General features: G+C 48.8%; 16 protein-coding genes. 3 read left to right on the top strand and 13 right to left on the bottom strand.

The window, feature by feature from the left end; translation table 11 throughout:
- The first annotated feature begins 17 nt into the window (after positions 1-17).
- The gene (locus BUB86_RS00940; protein WP_073203902.1) at positions 18-1,775 is read left to right on the top strand and encodes a sensor histidine kinase; all 1,758 of its coding nucleotides are present in this window, start codon (positions 18-20) and stop codon (positions 1,773-1,775) included.
- On the opposite strand, the gene BUB86_RS00945 is transcribed toward BUB86_RS00940, so the two are convergent.
- The 13 genes from BUB86_RS00945 to BUB86_RS01005 all read right to left on the bottom strand — a co-directional run bounded on the left by BUB86_RS00945 (position 1,772) and on the right by BUB86_RS01005 (position 22,830).
- Entirely contained in the window at positions 1,772-2,644 is an 873-nt protein-coding gene (locus BUB86_RS00945) for an RNA polymerase sigma factor RpoD/SigA (RefSeq protein ID WP_073203904.1), read from the bottom strand. The two genes, BUB86_RS00940 and BUB86_RS00945, sit on opposite strands and share 4 nt — an antisense overlap.
- A 99-nt stretch (positions 2,645-2,743) precedes the next feature.
- Positions 2,744-5,107 (bottom strand): glycoside hydrolase family 2 TIM barrel-domain containing protein, encoded by a 2,364-nt coding sequence (locus BUB86_RS00950; protein WP_073203907.1) that lies wholly within the window; start codon positions 5,105-5,107, stop codon positions 2,744-2,746.
- Positions 5,108-5,110: 3 nt separating this feature from the next.
- Positions 5,111-6,964 (bottom strand): hypothetical protein, encoded by a 1,854-nt coding sequence (locus BUB86_RS00955; protein WP_139261262.1) that lies wholly within the window; start codon positions 6,962-6,964, stop codon positions 5,111-5,113.
- 23 nt (positions 6,965-6,987) lie between these two features.
- The gene (locus tag BUB86_RS00960) at positions 6,988-10,143 is read right to left on the bottom strand and encodes a TIM-barrel domain-containing protein (protein WP_073203913.1); all 3,156 of its coding nucleotides are present in this window, start codon (positions 10,141-10,143) and stop codon (positions 6,988-6,990) included.
- Positions 10,144-10,237: 94 nt separating this feature from the next.
- On the bottom strand, positions 10,238-13,348 hold the full coding sequence (locus BUB86_RS00965) for a two-component regulator propeller domain-containing protein (RefSeq protein ID WP_081373014.1): 3,111 nt from the start codon (positions 13,346-13,348) through the stop codon (positions 10,238-10,240).
- A 13-nt stretch (positions 13,349-13,361) separates the two neighbouring features.
- Positions 13,362-14,375: a LacI family DNA-binding transcriptional regulator gene (locus BUB86_RS00970; RefSeq protein ID WP_073204098.1), complete on the bottom strand. Its 1,014-nt coding sequence runs from the start codon at positions 14,373-14,375 to the stop codon at positions 13,362-13,364.
- 230 nt (positions 14,376-14,605) lie between these two features.
- Entirely contained in the window at positions 14,606-17,212 is a 2,607-nt protein-coding gene (locus BUB86_RS00975) for a DUF5686 and carboxypeptidase-like regulatory domain-containing protein (RefSeq protein WP_073203918.1), read from the bottom strand.
- Positions 17,205-17,909 carry an HAD family hydrolase gene (locus BUB86_RS00980; RefSeq protein ID WP_073203921.1) on the bottom strand — a complete coding sequence of 235 codons (705 nt, stop codon included), beginning with the start codon at positions 17,907-17,909 and terminating at the stop codon, positions 17,205-17,207. Before BUB86_RS00980 ends, BUB86_RS00975 begins: the two co-directional genes overlap by 8 nt.
- Positions 17,906-18,805 carry a CDP-alcohol phosphatidyltransferase family protein gene (locus tag BUB86_RS00985; RefSeq protein ID WP_073203924.1) on the bottom strand — a complete coding sequence of 300 codons (900 nt, stop codon included), beginning with the start codon at positions 18,803-18,805 and terminating at the stop codon, positions 17,906-17,908. Before BUB86_RS00985 ends, BUB86_RS00980 begins: the two co-directional genes overlap by 4 nt.
- Positions 18,806-18,860: 55 nt before the next feature.
- Entirely contained in the window at positions 18,861-19,658 is a 798-nt protein-coding gene (locus tag BUB86_RS00990) for a hypothetical protein (protein WP_073204100.1), read from the bottom strand.
- Between the two features lie 13 nt (positions 19,659-19,671).
- Positions 19,672-20,382 carry a sugar phosphate nucleotidyltransferase gene (locus tag BUB86_RS00995; RefSeq protein WP_073203927.1) on the bottom strand — a complete coding sequence of 237 codons (711 nt, stop codon included), beginning with the start codon at positions 20,380-20,382 and terminating at the stop codon, positions 19,672-19,674.
- Positions 20,383-20,715: 333 nt separating this feature from the next.
- The gene (locus BUB86_RS01000; RefSeq protein WP_175549368.1) at positions 20,716-21,495 is read right to left on the bottom strand and encodes a head GIN domain-containing protein; all 780 of its coding nucleotides are present in this window, start codon (positions 21,493-21,495) and stop codon (positions 20,716-20,718) included.
- Between the two features lie 84 nt (positions 21,496-21,579).
- Positions 21,580-22,830: a PAS domain-containing sensor histidine kinase gene (locus BUB86_RS01005; protein WP_073203931.1), complete on the bottom strand. Its 1,251-nt coding sequence runs from the start codon at positions 22,828-22,830 to the stop codon at positions 21,580-21,582.
- A gap of 161 nt (positions 22,831-22,991) precedes the next feature.
- Between BUB86_RS01005 and BUB86_RS01010 the strand changes: the two genes are divergently transcribed.
- Together BUB86_RS01010 and BUB86_RS01015 are read left to right on the top strand one after the other, a co-directional pair.
- Positions 22,992-24,494, top strand: coding sequence for a class I SAM-dependent RNA methyltransferase (locus BUB86_RS01010; protein ID WP_073203934.1), 1,503 nt, complete (start codon positions 22,992-22,994; stop codon positions 24,492-24,494).
- Positions 24,484-26,649, top strand: a complete 2,166-nt coding sequence (locus BUB86_RS01015; RefSeq protein ID WP_073204102.1) for a S9 family peptidase — start codon at positions 24,484-24,486, stop codon at positions 26,647-26,649. The genes BUB86_RS01010 and BUB86_RS01015 overlap by 11 nt, the downstream gene beginning before the upstream one ends.
- Positions 26,650-26,653: the final 4 nt, after the last annotated feature.

The raw sequence follows: 26,653 nt of genomic DNA on the forward strand, positions 1-26,653 counted from the left end.
GTTAGTATCTTTGCCACATGAATATTACTAAAATCCTTTTGACTACAACACTACTACTGACCTTTGGCGTATGCCGAGCCAACGTAGATCATAAAAAAGACGCGAAATACATAGAACTTCGCGACTCGATGAGCCATGCATTCAATGATGGCGACAGTGCCAGATTCTACCACCATGTAACCAATCTGCAGAACTACCTGCTGAATAAAAACGACAATCACGGTTACTACACCCAGCGGTGCAATGAGATTATCTTCGAGATGAACCGCCAGAGAATCTTCGAGGCATACGTGAAGGCACAGGAGCTATCGAAAGAACTGCGCGAGAAGAAGCTGGACAAAGAGATGTATATGGCCGTGAACATGATGGGCCATATCAACCGCTACTGCGGTAACAAAGAGGCTGCCAAGAAATGCTTCTACGAAGTGGTAGAGATGATGAAGAAAAACGGATACTACGAGAGCATACCACCTATCTATATGAATATAGTAAACGTGGCCCTGGATGACGACCCAGACGAGGCGATGGTACTGCTGGACAAAGCCAAGGAGATAGCCGAGAAGTACTCGCCCGACCGTGTATTCGACATAGAGACCAGAAAAACATTGAGCTACTACAACCGTGGTGACATCCAAAAATTCCTAGAGGGTTATAAAGTATATAAGGAGGGCGAGAAACAAGGCAAGTCGTCAGTTCACGGACGTAGCATGGAAGCCTATTATCTGGCTAGCATGGGCAAGGTAGACGAGGCCGTGGAATATGCCAGAAGAGAAATGGGTGACGAAGGTGCTGAAGCCATCCCACTGATATACGAGCGGGCAGGCAGATGGGAAGATGCCTACCGGGCATTCAAGGAGGAATCGCTGGCCAGCGACTCGATTGACAACGTGGTGATTTCAAACAGCATGCATGGTATTCAGGACCAAATCAAGCTGTATGAGACGGAACATAAACAAGCTTTGGACCGCACTTACGGACTGTTGGCACTGATATTCATGTTGATGCTGCTCATCATAGCCATGGCCTATATTGTGCAGACCCGCAAGAAGCACATGATTGAGATGCGGATAGCCTACGACAAGGCACTGGAATCAGAGAAGATGAAGACGGCATTCATCCAGAACGTGACCCACGAGGTGCGCACCCCACTGAACATCATCACTGGTTTTGCACAAGTGATTGCCAACCCTGATTTGTCAGAAAGTGTGGAAGAGCGCAAGCAGATATCGACGATGATGCAGAAGAGTACCCGACAAGTAACGATACTGATGGACGAGATTATCGGACTGTCGCTGATTGACTCGACTGAGAAAATACAGAAAGACGACGAGACACACATTAACAGACTACTGAAGGAATTGACCTGCGAATATAAGGACTATGCCACCAGCGAGACTGAAGTGAAACTGGAAACAGAACTGACAGACGACTATGTGCTGAAGACCAACGAGAACATGCTGCGACGCATTATGAACTGTCTGCTGGAGAATGCCACCAAATACACCCAACGAGGCAGTATTACCATCAGAGCCAAACAGGAAGGTGCAGTGCTGAAACTGATGGTAGAAGATACAGGAAGCGGTATACCCGAGCAGGAGGCCGAGCACATCTTCGACCGATTTGTGAAGCTCGACAACTTTAAAGAGGGCATTGGCTTAGGTCTGTCATTGAGTCGTAAGCTGGCAGAACAGTTAGGTGGAAAAGTAGAATTGGACACCACCTATCAAGATGGTGCCCGATTTATCGTGACGTTGACAACTGCCAACGAGAATTAACCCAAGTATTTCATCAAGATACGAGCATAACCACTGTCGTGCAGTTTGGTGATGCTCTTTTCGCGTATCTGACGGACACGCTCACGAGTGAGACCCATCTCAGCACCAATCTCCTCGAGACCACGCTCCTGACAACCAATACCAAAGCACTCCTTGACAATCTTCAGTTCGCGATCCTTCAGTACATTGCGCAGTACATTATCGAGGTCGGAGGTCAGCGACTCATAATCAACCAGCTTATCGGTACGAGTATCCTCGCCTGAGCTCAGCATATCGGCCATTGAGTTATCATCGTCCTCACCAAAAGGTGCATCGATACTCATGTGGTGACTATCAGCCTTGGCTGTCTGCTCAATCTTCGACTCCTCAATCTGTGTGAGTTCAGCCAACTCGGTAACAGATGGACGGCGCTGGTACATCTGCTCGAACTTATTGATTTCCTGATTGATCTTGCTGAGTGCACCACTCTGATTCAAAGGCAGGCGCACAATACGACTCTGCTCGGCTATAGCCTGCAGAATGCTCTGACGAATCCACCATACGGCATAAGAGATAAACTTAAATCCGCGTGTCTCATCAAACTTCTCTGCTGCCTTAACAAGTCCTATATTACCTTCATCAATCAAGTCGGTCAGTGTCAAACCCTGATGCTGGTACTGCTTAGCTACAGACACCACAAAGCGCAGATTGGCTGTAACCAGGCGCTCCTTGGCCTTCTCGCCCTCAGGACCTCCACGACGGATGGCCTGAGCCAGCTCAATCTCTTCATCAATAGTGACAAGGGGTTGACGACCGATTTCTACAAGGTACTTATCGAGTGCCTCACTTGATCGGTTAGTAATGCTTTTTTGAATCTTTAATTGCCTCATATTTCTATCGTTACTCTGAAAAAGTGTGCAAAAGTACTAAAAAAAACGATACGTTGCAACCAACGTACCGTCTATTTATAGTATTTTAACGATTTTAACCTAGAATTTTATAGCTGAAGGCTCTAAATCGATCGATTCTGCACGCAAAGTACCATTTCCACGTACCACAACCATACACTTTCCAAAGAAGACTTTGCGACGTGGCGCCTGGAAGCGCTCCATAGAAGTCTGACTGCCATTATCAGTACCCAGGATCTTTGCCTCGCCAGTGGTAGAGAACTCAATCTGGTTCTCAGCCCAGGGGCACAGGTTGCCATCCTTATCAACGACTTCTACATTGATAAAGGTAGTGTTCTTACCTATATAGTCGGTAGTCAGACGGATATGATGAGCAGGACCAGCGGTCTTGATGGTCTGTTCACAAACCGTCTTGCCGTTCTTGCGCGATACAGCCTTGATCTCGCCCGGCTCAAACTGCACCCTCCAGCCCACATGATACTCAGTACACAAAAGGGACGGTTCTTTTTGTGTACTTTTTCTCTTAACGCCTTGACTCTTACCGTTTATGAAGAGCTCAACCTCATCGGCATTGTTGTAGTAGGCCCAGAGGTCGATGGTCTGACCAGGCAACCAGTTCCAATGGGGGAAGAGATGGAGCATAGGCTTGCTGGTCCACTCGCTCTGGTACATATAGTAGCTATCCTTAGGGAAGCCTGCCAAATCGATGATACCAAAATAAGAGCTTCGTGCTGGGAAACCATAAGGCGTGGGTTCGCCGATATAATCAAAGCCCGTCCAGATGAACTGACCACCTACGTATGGGGTATGCTTCACCACATCCCATGTTTCCTCGTGGGTTGAGCCCCATGAGGCCGACATGTTATCATAGGCCGAACACATGTATGAAGGATCAGTATAGGGCAGCCACCACTGCTTGGGCGCACGATAGATACTATCAGACGGCATCATATAGTAGCCACGCGTCTGCAAGGCAGAAACACTCTCTGAGAAGATGAAAGGTTTATTAGGGAAGTTCTGAGGCACACCCTTCACCCACTGGTGGTGATAGTTGAAACCAATGATATCGATAGCACCACTCTTAAAGAGGTGGTTATTAGGATTGGCTTCGTTACATCCTGCCGTGATGGGGCGACTGGTATCATATCGCTTCACAATCTCTGCCAGATGGCGCGTGAGCAATGAGTTCACACTCAGCTCGCCCTCCTTTGCCAAGGTAGAGGCATCGTGACCAGCATTCAATATCAGGTTGGCCTGTTCGAGTGTCAGGGTATCGGCTTTTGCGTCACTCCACTGCTCAAGCACCTCGTTACCTATCGACCACATCAGGATGGAGGGATGGTTGCGATCACGCAGAATCAGGTCGGTCAAATCGCGCTCATGCCACTCATCAAAGAAGCGGGCATAATCGTTCTGGGTCTTCCTGCGGCGCCACATATCAAACGATTCGTCCATCACGATGATACCCATGGTATCGCACATATTCAACAACTCTGGAGCTGGAGGGTTATGTGAACTACGGATAGCGTTGACACCCATGGCCTTGAGTTTGGTGAGTTTGCGATGGAGTGCATCTTCGTTGAGGGCAGCACCCAGGCAACCAAAATCATGATGCTCACAAACGCCATTCAGTTTGAAGTTCTTGCCATTGAGCCAGAAACCGGTCTTGGGATCAAACTTAAAATCACGGAAGCCTGTAGTGGTCACCACCTCATCAACCACCTTGCCACCAGCTATCAGTTGCGTGCGTACCTTATATATATAAGGGTTTTCGCAGCTCCACTTTCTTGGTTTTTTAATGCTAGCAGGCTTGCCAGCAGCATCCAACCAAGTGTTCTTTACTGTTACCTTTTGCTTGGTGGGGTTCTCGTAGTCAACATCCACCTTACCATCGTGCACATGCACGCCCCAATGCTTGATATGGATGGGATGGGTCTTGGTGAGCCACACATGACGATAGATGCCACAGCCAGAATACCAACGGGAGTTGGGCTGGTCAGAGTTATCCACGCGTACAGCCACCACATTCCGTCCCTCATGCACATAAGGTGTGATATCGTACTCAAAGCTGGAGTAACCATAAGGGCGGAACCCAACCTTCTGTCCGTTGATGTAAACCGTTGAGTTCATGTAAACACCATCGAACTCAAGGAAGTACTTCTCGTTACCAGCCGGTAGCGAGAAGTACTTCCTGTACCACCCGATACCGCCTGGCAAGGCTCCGCCTCCTGCGCCACTGGGATTACTGGCGTAGAAGTCGCCCTCGATGGCCCAATCGTGAGGCACATCGAGCTTTCGCCACCAGGAGTCGTTATACTCGGGACTAGCCATCTGAACAGAATCGCCCAGATGGAATCGCCAATCACTATCAAAACAAACTCGCTCTCTGGCATGACCAGCCAGAGAGCATAGTAATGCGATTACCAAAAATATTGTTTTCTTCATACTTTAGAAGTTTCCTCCATAGATTAAACCATAATAACGGTCGCTCTTATCGAACGTTCCATTGATGTTAGGATCGCGTTTTGGTTGCCAAGTACGCACCTTGATACAGGGCTGGTCGATATCGTTCAGGTCGACCATCAGGAACAGATAGCCTGTATCAGAATAAGATGAGCTATAGTAATCCTGATGAATCTGGATGCCATAGGTATCAGCACCTACACCCATCTTCTTCACATCGTTATCAGTGAATCGGATGTTAATAAACTGATTACTCTTAAAGCTACGCTCTACATTCTTGATGTACTCCTGCTTGCTCAGGCGGGTGTGCTTGACCACCTCGTTGTCGAGATACTTCTCGTTCTCGGCTGTCTTCTGGGCCTTCTTGATGACATGACCTACGATAATAATCGCATCATCGTCGAAAATACTCTTGATATAGTCGGCACGCTTCAGGGCGAAGGCGGTCTTATAATTCTCGAGGAAGGTGGCAATGACCATACGGATACTATCAGTCCAACCGGCTGCCTCACGATTGAAGATATCATCACGAGCAGCCTTGTCGAGACCAAAGGCGATGGACTCAATCTTCTTATTGGCATCGAAGGTAAAGGTGACATCCTCTACAAACGAGCGGTTGTTGTTCTTGAAGGCAAACTTCATGGGCACACTGCGACAGATGATGCGATCGCCCAACTGATAGAAATTAAGATTGGGATTACCAAGAATGGTTGCTGTGCCATAATTAATGAGGCGTGTGAACATGTCGAATCCACCCTCTGTGAAATAATCACGTACAGAATCGAACTTCTTGCCCTTGATGGCAGTGATGATGTTGCCAACAACCTGTGCAAGATCGGCAGATGCCGACTCCTGAACAGCAGTGGCATGACCTGCCACACTCATGGCCTGCACCGTCTCCTCGAACTTAGCCTGAGTGGCCTTCATCTCCTTTTTCTTAGGACCATTGACAACGACTGTAGCCTTAGGGAATGGCGTTGGATTAAACACCTCGGCCACCATCTCGAGCTCGCGATCCTGACGCATCTGACCAGCAAACTCGTACTCATACTTGAGTTGGAGTTTATCGGTAGGAGTACCTGGATGCAAGTCGATTTGCGACAAGCCGTCCTTGGCAGAGTTGACAAACGAGTAGTTCATACCGTCCATGAAACGGAAGTCGAGACTGGTAACAGGCTTACCCTTATAGGTAATCAACAGATCGACCACGTTCTCCTCGACCTTGGCAATCTCTGTCTTGATGCCAACAAGAATACTGTTGATCTGTTCTGGAATCCATACTGTCAGCGTTTGTTTGATACCGTCTTGATCAATCTTCACGGCATTGGGATGCTGAAGGCTCTTCAGCAAGCACAGCGCCCAGTAATAGTTACGCAGTGCATCATCAATGCGCAACTCGCGCTCAGCATTCTGGGCTGTATAGACATAACTCAGAATACGGTCTTCGCGCTCCTGGAACACTTTCTCCAATTCGTTCTTATGGATATAGCGTATGACATAAGCCTCAGGCTCATGACTGATCCACAGGCTCTTGGTATTATTCAAACTACCTGCAGAATAGGTGCGTACCACAGCCTCCATGGCTGTCTTCGAGTCAACTTTATCGCCATCTGCAATCTGCTGCATATCGAGGTTAGTCTCACTCTGCACAGTGACTGAAATCTTACTGATAAGGTCGTTAAGTGCACCCTGATTCGCCTTTGAGTCAGTTGTGTTACGTCCCTCACCCCAAATGTAATTCTCGTCGGCCTGGATCTTGGCCAACTGCTCCAAGGGTGTCTGCGCCATCGCCCATCCAGGCAACAGCACCATACAGATAAAAGTTAATAGTTTCTTCATACGCTAGAGTTTTATTGTGTTATTTAAAGCTTTACGCTGACAGACTTGCCTGAATAATGAACCAGCTTGCCCTCTGGGTTTTCGAGGTTGAGAGGTTGGGGAGCATCCTTGCTGATGAGAACCACGTTGAAACGACGATTCTTCAGCATGCCAGGGAACTGGCCCTTGCGAGCGCTGAAAGATACAGTCTTAGTGGCATCATCGTAAGTGATATCGATGGTGGCATACTTGCCCTTCTCGTAGTTATAGTTGGTGCCCTCATCTTCGTAGAGCTGGAATGAACCATCGTGACCGGCATAGATGTAGAGGTTGATGAGTTCAGCGGGTTTTTCATCGCTCCACTGCATCTCAGGACCAAATGGGATGATAGCTCCCTCACGAACAAAGACAGGAATCTGCTCGTATGGTGCATCAACAATCAAGCGCTGACCACCCTCAACATATTCGTTGGTATAGAGGTTGTACCAGCCGCACTGCTTGGGGAAGTAAACCGAGCGATTGCGAGCTTTGTAATAACCTACAGGACAAGCCATGAGAGCAGGACCAAACATCCACTGATTACCAATGTTCTCTACTTCCTTATCACCATTGAAGTCCATCACCAGCGCACGCATCAGGGTGTAATCCTTGAAGTGAGCCCAACCTGCCAATGAATACAGGTATGGCATGAGGTGATAGCGCAGCTTATCGTAGTAAACAAACGACTTATAGGCAGGATGGTTATCAGGAGCAATGTTCCAGATTTCACGCAGAGGCCACTGACCATGCGAGCGGAACAAAGGAATAAACGTTCCAAACTGGTTCCAACGTGTCTGCAGCTCGCGCCACTCTTTCAGATCCTCATTCTCAACCTTGGTACGATCGTAGATCTGCTGGGCAGCTACATAGCGATTCTCCACACAGAAACCGCCCTGATCCATACCCCAGAATGGGATACCAGACATAGAATAGTTCAAACCTGCTGTCATCTGAGCACGCATATCCTCCCAACGGGTGCCGATATCACCACTCCAGGTAGCTGTAGAGAAGCGCTGCTCGCCAGCAAAACCACTACGAGTCAGCAAGAACACACGTGGCTCGTTGAGTTTACCCTTCCAAACAGAACGCTGGCCGTTGTAGATGGCATCGGCATTAACCGTAGAATAGGCATTAAAGTATTCTGTAGATGTACCTAAGGCTGTGGGGCCACTGAGCGCCTTGCGATACCACATTGGGGTACAGTCGCGTACATTAGGCTCTGAGGCATCCATCCACCAAGCGTCTACCATTGAACATTGACCATTGACCATTGAACATTGACCATTCTTGGACGAGCCAAGCGGCGAAGCCGAGCGCACCATTGAACCTTTGCTAAGGCCGGTATACAGTTTCTCGTTCATCTGGCGCCAGAACATTTTTCTTGCTCCTGCATCATAGGCATCGTAGAAGCCATTCTTATAGCCTGGGCCTACCCAGTCACGAATCTCATCCGTGGGGCTCTGAACATACATCCAGCCCTTAGCGTCAAGTTCCTTGTAGTTGTCGGTGTTGCAATAGAACTTGGGCCATACAGAAATCATAAAGCGTCCGTGCATAGCGTGAACCGAGTCGAGCATAGCCTGAGGGTTAGGATAGCGCGAAGCCTCGAACTCATGACTACCCCACTGATCCTCGGGCCAGTAGTTCCAGTCCTGCACGATATTATCGATAGGAATCTGGCGTTTGCGGAACTCAGCGAGTGTCTCTTCGATTTCGCCAGATGTCTTATAGCGCTCGCGACTCTGCCAGAAACCAAGTACCCACTTGGGATAGAGTGAAGCCTTACCAGTCAGAGTGCGATAGCCAGAGATAACCTGATCGAGATTCTCGCCAGCGATAAAGTAATAGTCCATATCCTTGGCCATCTCGCTCCAAACGCTCAACTGCTCACGCTCCTGCTTGCTACGAGGTTCAGACACGCGCAAACCGCAATAGGCCTCACCACCATCAGGGCGCCACTCTATACGCAACTGGGCGCGCTTGCCTTTCTGCAACTCGGTTGAGAACTTATAGGTATTGGGGTTCCAAGCTGTGCGCCAACGCTCAGGCACCACTTCCTTACCGTCGATGTAGACCTTTACGTAACCAGAATAGTAGAGCACGAACTGATATAATTGACCATTGACCATTGAACATTGACCATTGACCATTGAACATTGAACATTCTTGGGCGAGCTAAGCGGCTGAGCCGAGCCATTTTTAGCGCAGCAATGTTCCATGTTCCATGTTCCATGTTCAATAGGTTCAATAAAGCCTTCATAAACGACATTGGCGCCCATCAGGCTAAAGCCTTTGGGGAAGTTCTTGATGCCACCATTATCAGTTTTCAGCGCAATCGCTGATTTCTCAGGCGTACCATATTCATAATAGATAGAGTCTTCATCACGAACAAGTTTTCTACCCATACGGTCAACATAGGTGCCAGTAAGATGACCTTCCTTACCTGTGCGATCGTATAGTTTAAAAGCGCGATTCAGCTGCAGATAATCGTTAGGATTACCAAAGCGGCAGAACGAATAGCTATCCCAAAGCAGTCCGTAGTTTTTATTCGAGAGTACGAATGGAATCGACACCTTGGTATTATACTGGAACAGATCCTCGTTCTTGCCCTTCATATTAAACTCCTCACTCTGGTGCTGACCAAGACCATAGAAAGCCTCATCCTCAGGACTATCAAACTTCATCTGCCAGGTGAGTCCATGCTTCTGCTCTTCAGGTACGGTATATCCTGTCTTCATGCCCAGCTCGCGCTCAGGAACGGTAAAGTCCCAGAACTGCTTACCATCCTTGGCCTCCTTGAGCAACTGCTTGCCATTGGCATCAAAGAATGTCACCTCGCCAGTAGCCTTCGATACCACAGCCTTGACGTTTTTAGCCTTTACAACCACATTCTCACCCTCTTCGTTAACAGAGAACGAACCCTTTGCAGGTGCTACTTGTGGTACTATCATCAGCGATGCAGGCTTCACGGGTAGTGCATCTTGTGATGTAGCTCTCACGCGGATGATGTTATCGTTCATCACCTCAAGGCGTATTACCTTTGCCTGACCTCCGTCAGGACGGATAGTCACATTGTTTCCACTGGTCTGTACATCGCTCGCCATCGCTGTGGCAGACACCAACAACGCTGACACCATCATAACAATTGTTCTCTTTTTCATATCTATAATTTCAGTTATTAATCATCGTCGTGACACTTCGTGTCGAGCCGCCTCACGTTCGACAGAGCTCAAGCGAGCTTGGCTCTGTTCTCACTTAATCGTCGTCTTCCATCATCACAGCCTCCTCGACCGAAGCTTCTTCAACAGGCAGCGTGATGGTAAATATAGAACCGCCACTTGGATTATTCTCGGCTGTAATGGTTCCACCATGCATCTCGACGATAGCTTTTACGAAGAACAGGCTCATACCTGAGTCGTCGTCACTGATCATGGGGTCGAAGATGCTATCTTCGGCGCCCTCAGGTATACCTACGCCATTATCCGAGATACGGATGGTGCCAGAGGTAGAAGTCTTATCTACAAACACCTTTATCTTACAATCGGTTGGCGAGAACAGCGCACTGTTGCTCAGAATCATCTGCACAGCCTGGGCCATCTGGTCGCGATCAAAGTCAACAGTCAAATCGTTGGCCAATGGGAAGAATGAGAACTTGACATGCTTGCCAAGGGGTGCCTTGAACTTGGCACACTGTTCTTTCATGAAGTGTTGCAGATCATGCGGTTTCTTATGAGTCTCTTCGATAGTCCAAGCTTGTGCAGCCAGCTCCTCGGCCTGAGCCTTCTGGTCGCTCTCCTGCTGTTTCTGCAGTTCAACACGCATCTCGCTCATCCACTGTTTCTTCATCACCTCCATACGCAGATAGTCGCGTTCGGTCTTCTCGGCCTGACGCTTCAAGAACATACGTCTCCACAGGAAGATGGCGAGAGCCACAAGAGCCAAGAAGATAACCATGATCCAGCGGTTACGCAGCAATGGAGGGGTGATGGTAATATTGAGTATGGCCTCGTTCTTACCCATTGTGCCATCCTCGTTCAGCATCCTTACATGCAGTACATAGCTACCATGATGAAGCGACATATAGGTGATGTTAGGATCGTTCTCCTCCGTCTTCACCCATTTGTCACTGAAGCCCTCGAGCATGTAGACAAAGCGCGATGTATTATGCATCTCACCCTTATCGGTAGCAAGCTGTATGGTAAACTGGTTCTCGTAGTAGCGAAGCACCAGTTCCTTACTGGTGTTCAGGTCTTCGTCCATGATGACACGACCATCATACTCTTCACCTACACCAAGCTGCTGTCCGAACAATTTCAGTCCGCTGAAGATAGGCGTCTCTGTGTTATCCACATTTGTTACCAGCGATGGGTTGATGACGTCAACACCTCCAAGTCCGCCCACCAGAATGAGTCCATCGGGCGTAACACTTACAGAGCGCTGGTTGTATGGTCCCTGCTGCAGTCCGTCTTTACTACTGAAGCTACGAACATTAAAAATCCAGTTATTCTGCTCGTCCTTCTTGAGAACCACGTTCGATACGCCATGCTCAGTGATGACCCACATGGTGTGCAGTTTATCCTCGATGATGCCAACCACACTCGAGCCCAGCAGACCAGAGTTCATATCAAGCATGTGCTGCTTGTTGGTCTTCATATCTACCACACAACAGCCTGCTGTAGAGCCGTGCCAAACAAGTCCACGACTATCCTCTACAACACACGTAGTAGAGGCCATAGCAGCCATCTGTCCCTTGATAGCAGGAATCTTTATGTTTGCCACCTTACCGCTCACTGGGTTTATCAGCGAGTAGAACTCGGAGTGACCTACCATCAGCCATCCTTTCTTTGTCCACGCCTCAGAAGTCATGAAGTCGGAAGGAAGCGCAGAGTTACGCATGTTAAATGCTCTGAACTTACCTGTTTTAGGATTCAGTTTCTGCACACCGCTACCCAGCGTACCAATCCAGATGTCACCCCACTTGTCTTCGGTTATCGACCACACGTTATTGTTCAGCAACTGACCGTCGGTGTTGGTCATCGTGTAGTTCTTTATCTGACCGTTAGAGATATGGATGATACCACCATTATAGGTACCGAACCACACCGAGCCGTCTTTGGCAGCCAGACTGGACACCATCGTCTCAGATGCAAATCCGCATCGGGCCTTATCATACACTTCAGTCTCACCTGTCGCGCGTACATATTTAATAATACCGCGGTTATCGGTTCCAAACCAGAAGTTGCCGTTGGCATCAACAGTAGTGGTGTTCACATCACCTATCTCAAGGGTATTGAATCCCATCAGCTTCTCGATGTATTGGTTCAAGCCGTTTCGATAGCATGCTATCCACATGTTACCCGTCTTGTCGAGCATCAGTTTCTTCTGGGTATTCTCACTGATAGATGTGTTATCAAACTTGTTGTTGACGAAGTTCTTGACGTTGGCATTCTTGGTGTCAATCACGAATATGCCCTGGTGGTCGGTAGCCAACCACACCCAGCCGCGCTGGTCCATACACACGTCCCACACCTGCATATCGCCTGGCAATGGGGCAATGCCCAAGGAACCCAGATACTCGTTCAACGACTTATACCACGTCTTGTCTTTCTGGGAGAAAATAAACTGGCGGTTGGTGGTAGCAACCCAATAGTTACTATGCTTGTCGACATAGCAATAGTAGGGCTGACTAGGTTGTCCGCCATTATTCTTCATAAAGTCGTCCTTCAATATCACCTGACCTTTATCGCCATCGATAACCATCAGTTCGCCATCGCTCGATGTAACAAGCAGTTTATCGTTCCACTCAGCAAAGTTAGAGAAGTAGTATTCCTTATTGATCTCACCAGCCTCATAGCCGTACTTTATCAGTTTGTTGCTTTTCTTTCTGGGATTGTAGCAATACAGGCCCTCGTCGTAGGTCTTCACCCAGAATCTTTTCTGCGAATCGATATAGAATCTGTCGATACCTCCCTTGATGCCCAATTTGCTCAGAATGGTGATAGGGTTGCGGTTCACCTTCTCAGTCACTGGGTCGAACACACTGTAGTTCATACCCTGCTTCAGCCAGAGCTTGCCCTCACCATCTTCCCATATCTGGTCGATATAGTTATTACGAAGCGTTGTAGAGTCGTTAGGATCAGAGTAGAATGTACGGAATCGGTAGCCATCATAACGGTTCAGTCCGTAGGATGTACCAATCCAGATGAATCCACGAGAATCCTGGAACAAATAGTTAATCTGCGAGTTCGACAAACCATCACGAGCATCCAGATGGCGGAACTTCATATCGGGTATCACTGCTGTAGCTGCACTCGCTGTGAGGCAGACAAGACAGATGATTGAGGTAAGTAGCTTTCTGATATTCATATTTTCAGGTTTTTTATTTCTTTGCCGATGTTTCGCGTATCACGACTTTCTGTGGCACAATTTTTCTATAGATTTTGGTATCGCCGTTAATACTCTTGAGCAACAGCCTGCAGGATTCTGCCCCCATCTCATGACTCTGGTCTTCGATAGCCGAGAGCTTAGGCGTGACGTATTTGGCATGCACATCGTCTGTAAATCCTATCAGGGCCACATCTTCTGGTATGCGCAGACCCTCCTGCTTGATGGCTGTAAAGGCAGCAAACGTAATGATATCGTTGAATGCCAGTATCGCATCAGGGCGATTCTCCATCCTCAACAGCTTAACAGTAGCTTCCAGCGCCCAATCGAAATCAATCTTCTCGCACACCACCAGCTCGCGCTCAATGGGAATACGATTCTCGCGCAGGGCCTCCAGATAGCCGTGCTTACGGCGTATCACCATATCCAGGTGGTTAGGCCCACCGATAAAAGCAATCCTGCGACTACCTGTATCTATCAGATGCTGAGTGGCCTGCTGGGCAGCCACATCACCATTGGCCATCACACTCGAGAACTTATCCGACAAGCATGTACGACCAAAGAACACCATGGGTATGCCCATCTTCCAGATTTCCTCGAAGTGGCTATAGTCGCGTGTATTCTGCGACAAGCAGGCAATGATGCCCTCAACGTGCAATCCGATGAAGTTGTCGATAGCATTCACCTCGGCCTCGCTATCCTCGTGGGTGTTGGCACTGATGACCGAATAGCCGGCCTTGAGCGCCTCGTCCTCGATACCATCGAGCACGGCGGCATAGTAGTGCGACACCATGTTGGGCATCACCACACCTATCACCTTTGGGGCCTCTTTTCTGAGACTCTGGGCAAAGGGATTGGGGCGATAATTCATCTCGCGAGCCAACTTCTTCACCTTGATCTGCATCTCCTGGCCTATCTCTGGTGAATCACGCAGAGCGCGACTAACAGTAGCTATGCTTACGCCCAATACCTGGGCTATATCCTTTAACGATGTGCGACGTTTTGTTATAGCCATAATTATTTCCGTAAATTTACGACGTTGCAAAGGTACATATTTATTTTGAAATTTGCAAACGTTTACGTGTATTTTTTTAATATAATCTGTTGATTTTGAGCATTTTTCTTCGTACCTTTGCACCAGTAAAAGTCAGAAATGAGTAATGAATAGTTGATAATAAGTTAGTTAGAAAACATGTAAAAGTAAGGCTGTCGTGATGACAGCCTTACTTTGATTTTATACTAGAACGTTGCGCGAACCATGAATCTCACGCCATGCTTATGGGCAGTGGGCAACTCGTTATAGTTCAGGCGGCGTACATATTCCACATGCACAATCTTGAAGATGTTATGTATGCCCAGACTCAGCTCCATATAGGGACGCTTAGGATCCAGCACGTAGCTGCCTTCAGGGAAATACATCAGCATGGTATTGCCAGCATTCTTCTCGAGGAACGGATTGTTCTTCTCCGACAGTTCTCCCCACAGAATACGGAAGCCAATCCACTCACGCCACTTCAATTTGCGTATCAGCGGTATGCGGTTCAGTATCTTTCCGTTCATATCCCAGTTCAACTGTCCTGACAGGAAGCGGTCGGTTGGGAATTCCATGTTGTTGATAGCCTCGAAGGTATAGTCCTGTACGATGTACGAGAGGTTAGTCTCAGGCATGATGAGCAATGGGAATGGCACTTTCTCCCACTCTATTCCGCCCTTGATGAGCCAGTCCATCTTTCCCCACGACTTCAGCCAGAAGCGTTTGTAGACAGAAGCCTCAGTATAGTTATAGCTATACTGGCCACCCAGCACACCCTTCAATCCCAGGGTATGACTGACTGTGAGCACAGGTGCATCCAGATTGATAGGCAGACGGCGCTGCTTGGTGTTGATAAACGTCTCACCAGGTGCAAAGCGCAACTCAGCGCGCAACTCGGTTGTACGAATCTTCTGACTCTGTACAGTGCTTGTGCCAGGCAGCTGCGGATGACTCCAGTTGCTCCACTTGCTCTTATCGCCATCCTCCGATAACTGGATGAAGTACAGATCGCCGCAGGCCTCGTTCTCTTCAGTCTTCAGCTGCAAGGTGGTTCGGAAGCCCCAGTCTTCCTCGCGTTCAAAGGTCAGCGTCTGGCGATTGTAGAACATCATCTTGTCTACCTTGCTCCACTTGAAGGCTGTAAACACATTATCCTTATCGGTATGCAGGAACTTGTCGGATGGCGACATCACATCGTAGGTCGAAGATAAGGTCAGCGTGCGCTGCGGGAACTCGCGGGGCAGATACTCCTTCTTGTTGAACGACCAAATCAGGTCGCCCTTATAGTACCACTTCTTCGATCCCCATCCGCGGGCCACATAACCACGCATAAAGAAGTTCGAGTCGAGATTGGCCGTAGTCTGTGCCGAGAGTCGGGTACGTATGCCGTCGATCATATTCTTGGTTATCATGGTGTTGATAGGACCAATATCCACCTTGCTGGGATGCTCTTTGGTGCCCGTCTCCACAAAGTTCTCAACCAGCGCCTTCAGGCCGAAGATGATATACTTAAAGCCCTTGATATTCTCGATATTGCTGATAAACGAGCCCATCTGACTCTCACCTTTGGTCAGCTCTACCTGGCGATACTGGTTCCAGAACTCATCGCTACGCATCATGGCGTTCACATCCTTCACCTCCTTCTTCGTGCCCTTAAACAACTGCTTAGGCAGTTCGTCGAAGGCATAGTCGTTAATGCGGGTGTTACGTATCACGGCGAATTTCTGCAGGAAGCTGGCCAGCTTTATCTCCGTAAACATATCGTCGACGGTCAGCACCCAGTCGCCATCGGGCAACTGCGTAAACTCCTGCACCACCTGCATATTCTCTACGAAGTTCACATCGCTCTTCTTGGGGATGGTCATCTCGCAGCGCTTTACCTGCCAACTCGAGTCGGCCAGGATATACAGGTCGCCACGGAATCCAAAGTCCTGCTGGTTGTTAGGCAGGAAGTGCAGATGGAAGCACTTATCCTTATCTACATACAGCGTGTCCTCGATATAATAGCGATAAAACGAGATGGCATCCTTACCAATAGGCGACGTAAAGGGGTACTGCAGCATACGAATCTGGTCGTCGTATATGTTCACATCGGTAAACACATCCTTGATCACCGTGTTCAGTATGTCGCCCGTCTGTATCAGGTCGTTGATACCTTGTGTATTGATACCCTTAATAATCGTCTTCTCGTCGTGTGGCTTCTTACGATAGATTTTCTGCGAAACGGTCTCGTCGACACTGATAGGCAGTATCAGTTTGTTGTTATACGGACAAGCCTCAATCTGGTCGATCAGCCACTGCTTTTTCTTGTATTTGGGCGAGTCGAGCACCTCTGGATTAAAATCGTTCAGCGCCAGGGTTATCTTCTGATACTTGTTGTACTGATAGAAGTCGCGATTGTCCAAATCGGTCTTTTTCTTGGCAGCAACCACCTTTTTCATCATCTCTACAGCCGGATTGTTCTTACGACTATAGCGCTGACGCTTGGTCTTGATGGTCACCTCTTTCAGCATCTTTGTATCGTCCTTCAGACTGATCTTGATATTGTCCTTAATACCAGAGTTGATGGCCACCGTATGCGATACGTAGCCCACTGCTGTAAATGTGAGCTGCCATCCGTTATGACGGGCGATAGAGAATTTTCCATCAATATCTGATGCCACACCTACGCCATGCCCCAAATATTGGGCACTGGCAAACGGGATAGGCTCACCGGTCTTAGCATCTATAATCTGACCGGTAATCATGTGCTGTGCCCATACGCTCATGACCATCAGCATCATACTCATTAATATTGTTATCCTTCTATTCATTTATCAATTGTTTAAGTGTTGTTATCACGCGCTCAGCGTTTGTTTCGTCTACAGGATCGTTAGTCCAGCCTTCGCCTTTAAACCATACCGTGTGGCAACCAGCCTTGCCGGCTGGAACGATGTCCTTATCCATGCTGTCGCCCACTACGATGACCTCGTCAGGCTGCATGTTCAGTGCCTCCACACCCAGCGTAAATATCTTAGGATCTGGTTTGCGAACACCCACCACGGCACTCTCTATGATGGTGTCGAAAATACCATCCAGCTTAAACTCCTTGAGCACTGTGGCTATGTTGCCATAAAAGTTGCTCACCAGCACCATGGGGTACTGCTTTTTCAGCTCCAGCAGCACCTCACGACTGCGTGCCGTCTCTTCGCAAGTCAGCCGATACAAATCATCAACCACAGCCTGCTGATACTCCATACTACTCAGCTCCTTACTTCTCAACTTCTTCTCTCCTTCAAGAAACTCCATCTGCAGACGAATTTTCTCTTCAAGTGTTCGCTTAAAAGTAAAATCGGGTTTGATAATCGGGTTCTTACCCAATGTACGCTCGCCATGCACGTATGCATCACGAAAGTCGGCCTCGCTCACGGGCACCTGTTGGCGCTCGTAGGCATGCCAAATCACCTTTCCCCAGTGCTGTCCACCAGTATCCAGCGTGCCGCCGTAGTCAAAAATATATCCTTTAATCATAGCGAGGCGCAGAGTTTTTCGTGAGTCTTATGCATATACATATACATAGCCTGGAACACCGTTATCTCTACCAGCGGATAAACCCAGGGACAATCCAGCAGACAGGTCACGTAGATGGTGATGGCGCGGGTGTTAAACGTCAGCAGATTGGTGTACTTCATCAGCGGACGACTACCCTCCAGCAGCTTCTTTCGAATCTCCTCGCTAGGGTTCTGCTTCCAACGTACAAAGAAACTCTGGAACTGCGGTGTGCGCTGCTCCTGACTCTTACAGTAGTTGGCGTAGTTATAGTAGAAGGTGCGTGCCAGCAGGTCGCTCTTGGGCAGGGCCTCATAGGTGGCGCGCTGCTGCTTGTAGTTATCCAGTTCGCTACCCTCCTTACCCAACAGGAAGAACAGGTGAATCTGGCGATAGTAATCGGCCAGCGAACTCTGCTTGGCGTGCAGACCGATACCGGCTATAGCACAGAGCACAAATGCCCAGAAGCTCCACTGATAGTCGGTGCCTGGAATATTCTGATACCACAAGCGCGCAATGATAGCGATATAGATACTGGTAAACCACAGGTCGCCCGAGAATCCGTCGAGCATGCGGCCTATCAGGGTTTTCTTACCTGTGATACGCGCCATTTGTCCGTCGGTAGAGTCGCAGAAGTTTGCAAACATCAGCAGCAGCACGCCGCAGATGTTATGCATCACATCGGTGTAGTGGAACATCCATCCTGCTCCTACACCCAAGAATATAGATACGATGGTGATGACGTTGGGGTGGATATCCAGTTTATTCCACAACAATGCAAACACCAGTCCGATGGGACGGGTGAAATGCACATCCAACCACTCTTCAGTATCTTCCGACTTAAACGATAATTTCAATAATTCCTTAAATGTTGCCATATATTTTTATTGTAATGTCCTTTTAACTTCCTTTTAACTTCCCTTTACCTTCCTTTTAACTTCCCTTTAACTTCCTTACATCTTCCATTCCTAAGGCAGCGATTGCGTCGGCTGCCTCTTCGCGACAGCGAGAGAATGAGGGCCAGTCATTAAAATCGATGATGCTGTAAGCACCTGTTTCATCCACGATGCAATCGCCACCATACACGCTGATGCCTACTGCCTTGGCCAACTGCTCTGTGCAGGCCTGTAACGCCTCAACCTCGAAGTGATAGTGACGTGCCGAGCCGTTGCGCTGTTCGTCGTCAAACTTCGTGTCGCCATCATCGGTTGGGTAGTAATAGCGAAAGAATCCTGTGCCAGCCACACCATAGAATTTCACCAGATCGCCAGGCACGTGGGCACTTACAGTATAGGCTGTAATGCCGCGCGCTTCAAACTCCTGTATCTTGGTCTGCAATTCGTTCTTGGTGGCAGCAAACTGAACGTCGCCTTTGCTCTGTGCAGCAGCATCGCCGCGCTTCAGCCAGTAGCCATGCACACCCTCGCGTGGTGGTATGGGCATGCCTATGCGGCGCATCATTTCCTCTAACTTGCATCGAGCACAGTTGGCTATGCCTGTCGACGAATTGATGGCGTTCAGCGCCTTCAACTTGTCCAGCGTCTCAGGCAGTCGTCCCATCGTCATAATGCGGTCGTACTGCTCAGGAGCCTCCAGAGCCTCCTCGCTCACCATGTCTATCTGATGTCCAGCCGCCATGAGCCGTGCGCCTACTGCCTCCAGTATCGCCTTGTCCTTCTCAACCGAATTCGGCGAGAACTTCTCTGCCCGCTGCACCAATAATATCCTCATAACACTCACCTTCTCACTTTCCAAGAAAAGCCTCTGCTTTTTCAATATCGCTTGCATGGTCGATGTCCAGCACCTTCGAGAAGTTGTAAGCCTTCAGCTTCAACCCGTCGCTCACCAATGCACGCTGGAAGTTGCGCATACGGCTGTCGCCACGTTCTATGCATCGGCTCAGGGTGTCGATACTCTTGGGCGTCAGTCCGTAGATACCGCCACTGATATACTTCGGATGATCGCAGGTGTCATAAAATCCAGTGATGTTCATATCGTCGTCAGTGCCTACATACAGTGGTTTCTCGTCGTCGATATAATCGGTTACGCCCATCAGTCCGTCGGCATAACCCGATTCAGCAAACTGCTGAAAAGTCTGAGCGTAGGTCTTAAACTCGTTTTCGCGGAAGATGGTGTCGACAGTAGTCAGCACAAAGGGTTCGTCCTTCAGCCATTTACTCAGCTCCCACATGCTATGCATAGAGCTGGGGGTACTCTTCACCACATATTTCAGGGGCACACGTCCTGCCTCTGAAATTTCCTTCAGATGTTCGGCCACAGCCGTCATCTGCTCATTACAAATCACACATATTTCGCTGGCATTGTTATCCATAAACACGCGTATCAGTCGGTCTATCAACATCTCACCACCCACCTTTACCAGTGGTTTGGGCGCCGCAACACCCTCTTGTACCAATCGCGATCCCTCGCCAGCAGCTATAATTGCATACTTCATCTTTAATCAAACTAAATCATATTTCAGCATCTATTCCAAAGAAATGCGCTGCAAAGTTATGCATTTCTTACGAAATGCCGAAAACTATAGACACTTATTTAGGTTTTATTAGGAATATGCATTGATAAATATCATTTAATTCGGTCTACGTTCATTTATTTACTTTTTATTAACATTCCACACCTACACGTCTGGCGTACCGGCAGACGGGCACAAATGTTAAAATCGAAAAATCATCAAAAATAAATGGGGAAAAGTATTGTTTTGTATTTGAATTATTCGTACGATTTGCATCGTCAAAATGAAAGAGCGCAGACAGTAGCAGCTCCACCACTACTGTCCGACCTTCAAATCGTTGCTATTGATATCGCCAGAACCGCGCTTGCGCATGTCGAGACTACGCACCTGGCCCTTGAGAGTGATATCGCCTGAACCAAGGAGCTCAGCATCAACGGCACCACAGCCACTGATAAACTCGATGTCGATATCGCCTGAGCCACGCAGCTGGAGCTGGGTACGAGCAGAGTTGATCTGACGGATGTCAAGGTCGCCTGAGCCGATGAGAGTAGCAGAGGTCTCACGAGTGTCGAGATGCTCGATATCAAGGTCGCCAGAGCCCACAAGCTCAGCATCGCAACGGTCGCACACCACATCGGTGAAACGTACATCGCCTGAGCCCTTGAGACTGATATTGAGTACGTCGGTATCAACACGGCGCTCGCTGATAAAATCGCCAGAACCGTTGAGAGTTACGCCAATCAAATCGGGCGAAGAAACATAGACGGCAACGCCCTTATCGCCACGAGAGCTGATATTAACGAAACCTATCTTGTTCTTGTTGCGAATACGGAGTGTACCGTTATCAACTTCAGTCAGAATATTATTGATATACTCAGCGTTAGGACCTTTCACGCGGACAGAGAACGAATCAGACTGGAGATAATAGACGGTGGGCGAACCTATGACATCGACACGCTCGAAACCGCTGATGTTACGAGTTTGGGTTTCAAGAGTTGAATTATCGGATGTAAAGTTGACCTTTAAGCCACTAGTACTGCAAGAGCAAAGGGCCATGGCCACAACGGCACACAACGGAAGAAAAAACTTATTCATACTAAACATTACACTTTAAAAATTAAACATTTCTATCCGTTTGACGGGACGAAAGGCCAAGAAGTTGCAAACTGCTGAAAAAAATCATCGCATGGGGATTTCGACCCAGAAACGCGAGCCCTCGCCAAGGATAGAATCAACGCCAATAGCACCACCCAGGCTCTCAGCATGACTCTTGGCCACAGAAAGACCAAGGCCAGTACCAGGGACATACTCGTCGACCTTGAAGAAACGCTCGAAGATACGCTGCTGGTCGGCCTCGGAGATACCCTTACCAGTATCGAGCACCCACAGCATGAGCTTGTCGCCCTGTGGCAAATCGAAGCCTAAGGTGATAGAGCCATGATCGGTGAACTTGACGGCGTTCTGAACGAGGTTGCTGATAATCTCCTTGACCTTGCCAATATCGGTGGTAACCATCAGCTCTGTAATAGGGAACTGAGTGGCCAAGATAACTTGCGACGGATCGACCATACCTGAGAACGAGTCGACCACCTGACGAAGCACAGGCACAAGGTCGACCTGCTGCTTGACAAGGCTCTTGGCCTCGGCCTCAACCTTAGACATGCTAACCAGGCCGTCGATGATATTCAGCAACTTGTGATTGTTCTTCTGTATCTCGGCTATAATCTGATTACGATCGGCATCGTTGTCGATAACGGGCAGCAGATCAGAGAAGCCCACGATGGCATTAAGCGGCGTACGGATTTCATGACCCATGTTGGCCAGGAAGGCAGTTTTAAGGCGATCGCTCTCTTCAGCCTTGTTACGGGCAGCAATCAGCGAAGCCTCCATCTCCTTCTGGGCATCGATACGGATAGAGGTGCCTACGATACGCGAAGGATTACCCTCTTCATCACGGGCAGCGATGGTGCCAAAGCTCTCCTCCCAATAGGTCAACCCCGACTTACCAGTCATGACACGATAGACCTCATGATATGACAGGCTATTGCCATCGCAAATCTTTTCGAGCGCTGCACGCACACGCTGAGCATCGTTCTTTTCAATGAGATCGAACAGCTGCTCGAGAGGAACCTCAGGAATAGCCACTAAATCGCCCTTATCCTCGCGAAAATCAGCATCGACAGCTATGCGGCGACTCTTACAGTCGATATGCCACGTACAGAGATGCATGGCCTTGAGCACAAAATCGTATTCTATGCTACTCTGCTTAACCTTATCAAGGTCAGTAAGTTCGCGCTTAAGACGGCTGCCCATGCGCTGCTGGACTATCATCATGATGATAAGCACAAGGAGCGCCACGATGCCGGCAGCCCACAGCATCGGGACGAGATATGTATTCTCTGTTTGGGTATAGAGTAGCAAACTATACATAGGTTCGTAATTTCAATGGGCAAAAGTAAGTATTTTATTTGGAAAAACCACATTTTTTGGTCGTTTTTTCATAAAAACAAAGTTTTTTTGTTAGATTAACAGTAAAAAAGAGTGTTTTTAAGTGGATTTACATTAACTTTGCACCCTGTAAACTAAATGTAATGGAACAAAAGTACGAATTAATTGCCAAAACGTTCATGGGACTGGAACCTGTGCTGGCAAAAGAGTTGGCCCAATTGGGGGCAAGTGATGTAGAGATCGGTAGACGAATGGTATCGTTTACGGGTGATAAGGAAATGATGTATCGTGCAAACTTTCAGTTGCACACGGCTATCAGAATTCTGAAGCCTATACACCATTTCAAAGCTAGAAGCGCTGATGATGTTTATGAAGAAATCAAGAAGATTGACTGGACTGAGTATCTGGGCACCGACAAGACGTTTACCGTCGACTCGGTAGTGTTCAGCGAAGAGTTCCGCCACTCTAAGTTTGTATCATACAAGGTAAAGGATGCGATTGTTGACCAATTCCGCGAGAAGACAGGCAAGCGCCCCAACATATCGATTAGCAACCCTGACATCCGACTGAATATGCACATTGCCGACGACAAGTGTACACTGAGTCTGGACTCGAGCGGCGAGAGCCTGCACCGTCGCGGCTATCGCCAGGAGAGCGTAGAGGCCCCACTGAACGAGGTGCTGGCAGCTGGCATGATACTGCTTTCAGGATGGCAGTGCGACACTGACTTTATCGACCCTATGTGCGGCAGCGGCACACTGCTGATTGAGGCTGCACTGATAGCCAAGAACATGGCTCCAGGACTATTCCGCAAGGAGTTTGCATTCGAGAAGTGGCCAGACTTTGACGCCGACCTCTTCGACGAGATATACAACGACGAGAGTCTGGAGCGCGAGTTCAATCACAAGATTTATGGCTACGACATCGACATGAAGGCTGTGAACACAGCCCGCATGAACGTGAAGGCCGCTGGACTGAGCGACATTATCACCATTGAGCAGCAGGACTTCAAGAACTTTACACAGCCTGCCAATAAGAGCATTATCATATCGAACCCACCTTACGGCGAGCGCATTTCTACGCCCGACCTATTGGGAACATATAAGATGATAGGCGAGCGACTGAAGCACCAGTTTAAGGGCAACGACGCCTGGATACTGAGCTATCGCGAGGAGTGCTTTGACCAGATAGGATTGAAGCCCAGCATCAAGATCCCTCTGTACAACGGATCGCTGGAGTGCGAATTCCGCAAGTACCAGATGTTTGACGGCAAGCTGAAGGACTTCCGTTCAGAGGGTGGCGTAGTAAAGACCGAAGAGGAGAAACGCCAAATGGCCGAGAAGCACCGCTTTAAGAAAGAGCGCGAATTCAAGAAGCGTCTGGAAGAGAAAGAGGAGAACGAAGAGGCCGACATACTGAACTTTACCTTCCACCGTCACGACCTGAGCAAGAACCGTGGTGGTCACGAGAGCTTTGACCGCAGCGGCAAGGAGCGCAGAGAGCGCAAGGAGTTTAACAAAGACCGCAAGGACTTTGGCGGCAAGGACCGTAAGGATCGCAAGGACTTTAAGCGCGGCGGCAAGAGAGAGTTCGGCAAGAAGGACTTTGGAGGAAAGAAAAGGAGATTCGACGATGATGAAGATTAAATATTTGCTCATAGCACTATTCGCTATTCACTGTTCATTATTCACTCCTATGAGCGCTCAGGATAAGAAACTATTTACATTAGAAGACCTGAACTTTGGCGGAACAAACTACGCCAACCTGCGACCACAGAACATGTGGCTGACATGGTGGGGCGAGAAGCTGATAGAGACCGACGTGGAAGAGTGCAAGGTGATAGACACCAAGACTGGCAAGAAGAAACGTCTGTTTACACTCGACGACATCAACAAGTGGGCTGGTAGCAACGACGACAGATACGTGCGCCACCTGATGAATGCCACATTCCCCTACCCTGACAAGCCCATCGTGGCTGTGGGTAACCGCAAGGCATTCGTTCTGATTGACTTCGAGCAGAAGAAGATAGTATGGCAGGACAGCATATCGGGCCAGCAGGCCAACGACTGGAACCCCATATCGCGCGCCACAGCCTGGGTGGAGGATCATCAGCTGTACGTGGCCGACGGCAACGGCGTGAAGCACCAGATTTCGAAAGACGGAAGTCGCGAGATAGTATACGGCCAGAGCGTGCATCGTAATGAGTTTGGTATCAACAAAGGTACTTTCTGGAGTCCTAAGGGCAACCTTCTGGCTTTCTATCGCATGGACCAGAACATGGTGACCGACTATCCTCAGGTAGACATCTTCCCTCGTACAGCCAGATACGAGCCCGACAAATATCCTATGGCAGGTATGACCAGCCACAAGGTAACAGTGGGCGTGTTCGATGTAAAGACTGGCAAGACCATCTATCTGCAGGCTGGCGACCCAACCGACCGCTACTTTACCAACATAGCCTGGAGCCCAGACGAGAAGACCATCTACATGTTTGAGCTGAACCGCAAGCAGAACGACTGTCGGCTGGTATCGTACGATGCAGCAACAGGTAAGAAGATAGCCGAACTGTATCGTGAGACATCGGATAAATATGTAGAGCCACAGAACCCCATACAGTTCCTGCCTTGGGACAGCACTAAGTTTGTAATGCAGAGTCAGAAGGACGGTTATAACCACCTGTACCTCTTTGATATAAACGGTAAAGAGCTGAAGCAGATTACCAGCGGCAAGTGGGTAGTGATGGACTTGGTGGGCTTTAACACCAAGAAAAAGAGCATACTCTACACCAGCAACGAGATACACCCAACGAACAGCAATCTGTGGACCGTTGAGGTGAAGAGCGGCGAGCGCCACCTATTAGGGCAAGGCATCGGTGTGATTCAGAGCGCCCAGTCATCGGCAACAGGCCAGCGAGTAGCCCTGAAGTTCTCGTCGTACAACAAGCCACGCGTGATTGACGTGATTAACACCAATAGCTGGGCCAAGGTAACCAATCTGCTGGAGGCTGGAGATCCATGGAAGGACTATCAGCAACCCATCTACACCAACGGCTACATCACAGCTGCCGACGGCAAGACCGACCTGTACTTCAGAATGGTGAAGCCACACGACTTCGACCCCAACAAGAAATACCCAACCGTAGTGTATGTATATGGTGGACCTCACGCCCATAATGTAGATGCATCGTGGCACTATGCCAGCCGTTCGTGGGAGACCTATATGGCTCAGAAGGGCTACATCGTGTTTATTCTAGACAACCGCGGCTCAGAGAATCGCGGTCGCGACTTTGAGCAGGCAACATTCCATCAGCTAGGACAGATAGAGATGCAAGACCAGATGAAGGGTGTGGAGTATCTGAGCAAGCAGCCATACGTGGATATGAACCGACTGGGAGTTCACGGATGGAGCTTTGGCGGATTTATGACTATCTCGCTGATGACCAACTATCCTGACGTGTTTAAGGTAGGCGTGGCTGGTGGTCCCGTTATCGACTGGAAGTGGTACGAGGTGATGTATGGCGAGCGCTATATGGGCACCCCACAGGATAACCCAGAAGGCTACGCCAAGTGCAGCCTCATCAGCAAGGCCAAGAACCTGAAGGGAAAGCTGCAGATTATCACCGGCTATAATGACAACACAGTGGTACCACAGCATTGCTTGTCGTTCCTTGATGCTTGCGTGAAGGCAGGCACACAGCCCGACTTCTTTGCCTACCCAGGCGAGGAGCACAACATGCGTGGACACGCCAGCGTACATCTGCACGAACGTATCACACAATATTTCGAAGATTATTTAAAATAACTAT

This window comes from Xylanibacter ruminicola (assembly GCF_900142525.1).
Classification (GTDB): domain Bacteria; phylum Bacteroidota; class Bacteroidia; order Bacteroidales; family Bacteroidaceae; genus Prevotella; species Prevotella ruminicola_A.

What these genes read in the sequence shown, in the direction of transcription:
- BUB86_RS00995 (WP_073203927.1), bottom strand. Translation starts at nt 20,382, where the DNA reads ATGAAGTATGCAATTATAGCTGCTGGCGAGGGATCGCGATTGGTACAA.
- BUB86_RS00945 (WP_073203904.1), bottom strand. Translation starts at nt 2,644, where the DNA reads ATGAGGCAATTAAAGATTCAAAAAAGCATTACTAACCGATCAAGTGAG.
- BUB86_RS00975 (WP_073203918.1), bottom strand. Translation starts at nt 17,212, where the DNA reads ATGAATAGAAGGATAACAATATTAATGAGTATGATGCTGATGGTCATG.
- BUB86_RS01010 (WP_073203934.1), top strand. Translation starts at nt 22,992, where the DNA reads ATGGAACAAAAGTACGAATTAATTGCCAAAACGTTCATGGGACTGGAA.
- BUB86_RS01000 (WP_175549368.1), bottom strand. Translation starts at nt 21,495, where the DNA reads ATGAATAAGTTTTTTCTTCCGTTGTGTGCCGTTGTGGCCATGGCCCTT.
- BUB86_RS00960 (WP_073203913.1), bottom strand. Translation starts at nt 10,143, where the DNA reads ATGAAAAAGAGAACAATTGTTATGATGGTGTCAGCGTTGTTGGTGTCT.
- BUB86_RS00985 (WP_073203924.1), bottom strand. Translation starts at nt 18,805, where the DNA reads ATGGCAACATTTAAGGAATTATTGAAATTATCGTTTAAGTCGGAAGAT.
- BUB86_RS01015 (WP_073204102.1), top strand. Translation starts at nt 24,484, where the DNA reads ATGAAGATTAAATATTTGCTCATAGCACTATTCGCTATTCACTGTTCA.
- BUB86_RS00950 (WP_073203907.1), bottom strand. Translation starts at nt 5,107, where the DNA reads ATGAAGAAAACAATATTTTTGGTAATCGCATTACTATGCTCTCTGGCT.
- BUB86_RS01005 (WP_073203931.1), bottom strand. Translation starts at nt 22,830, where the DNA reads ATGTATAGTTTGCTACTCTATACCCAAACAGAGAATACATATCTCGTC.
- BUB86_RS00965 (WP_081373014.1), bottom strand. Translation starts at nt 13,348, where the DNA reads ATGAATATCAGAAAGCTACTTACCTCAATCATCTGTCTTGTCTGCCTC.
- BUB86_RS00955 (WP_139261262.1), bottom strand. Translation starts at nt 6,964, where the DNA reads ATGAAGAAACTATTAACTTTTATCTGTATGGTGCTGTTGCCTGGATGG.
- BUB86_RS00980 (WP_073203921.1), bottom strand. Translation starts at nt 17,909, where the DNA reads ATGATTAAAGGATATATTTTTGACTACGGCGGCACGCTGGATACTGGT.
- BUB86_RS00940 (WP_073203902.1), top strand. Translation starts at nt 18, where the DNA reads ATGAATATTACTAAAATCCTTTTGACTACAACACTACTACTGACCTTT.
- BUB86_RS00990 (WP_073204100.1), bottom strand. Translation starts at nt 19,658, where the DNA reads ATGAGGATATTATTGGTGCAGCGGGCAGAGAAGTTCTCGCCGAATTCG.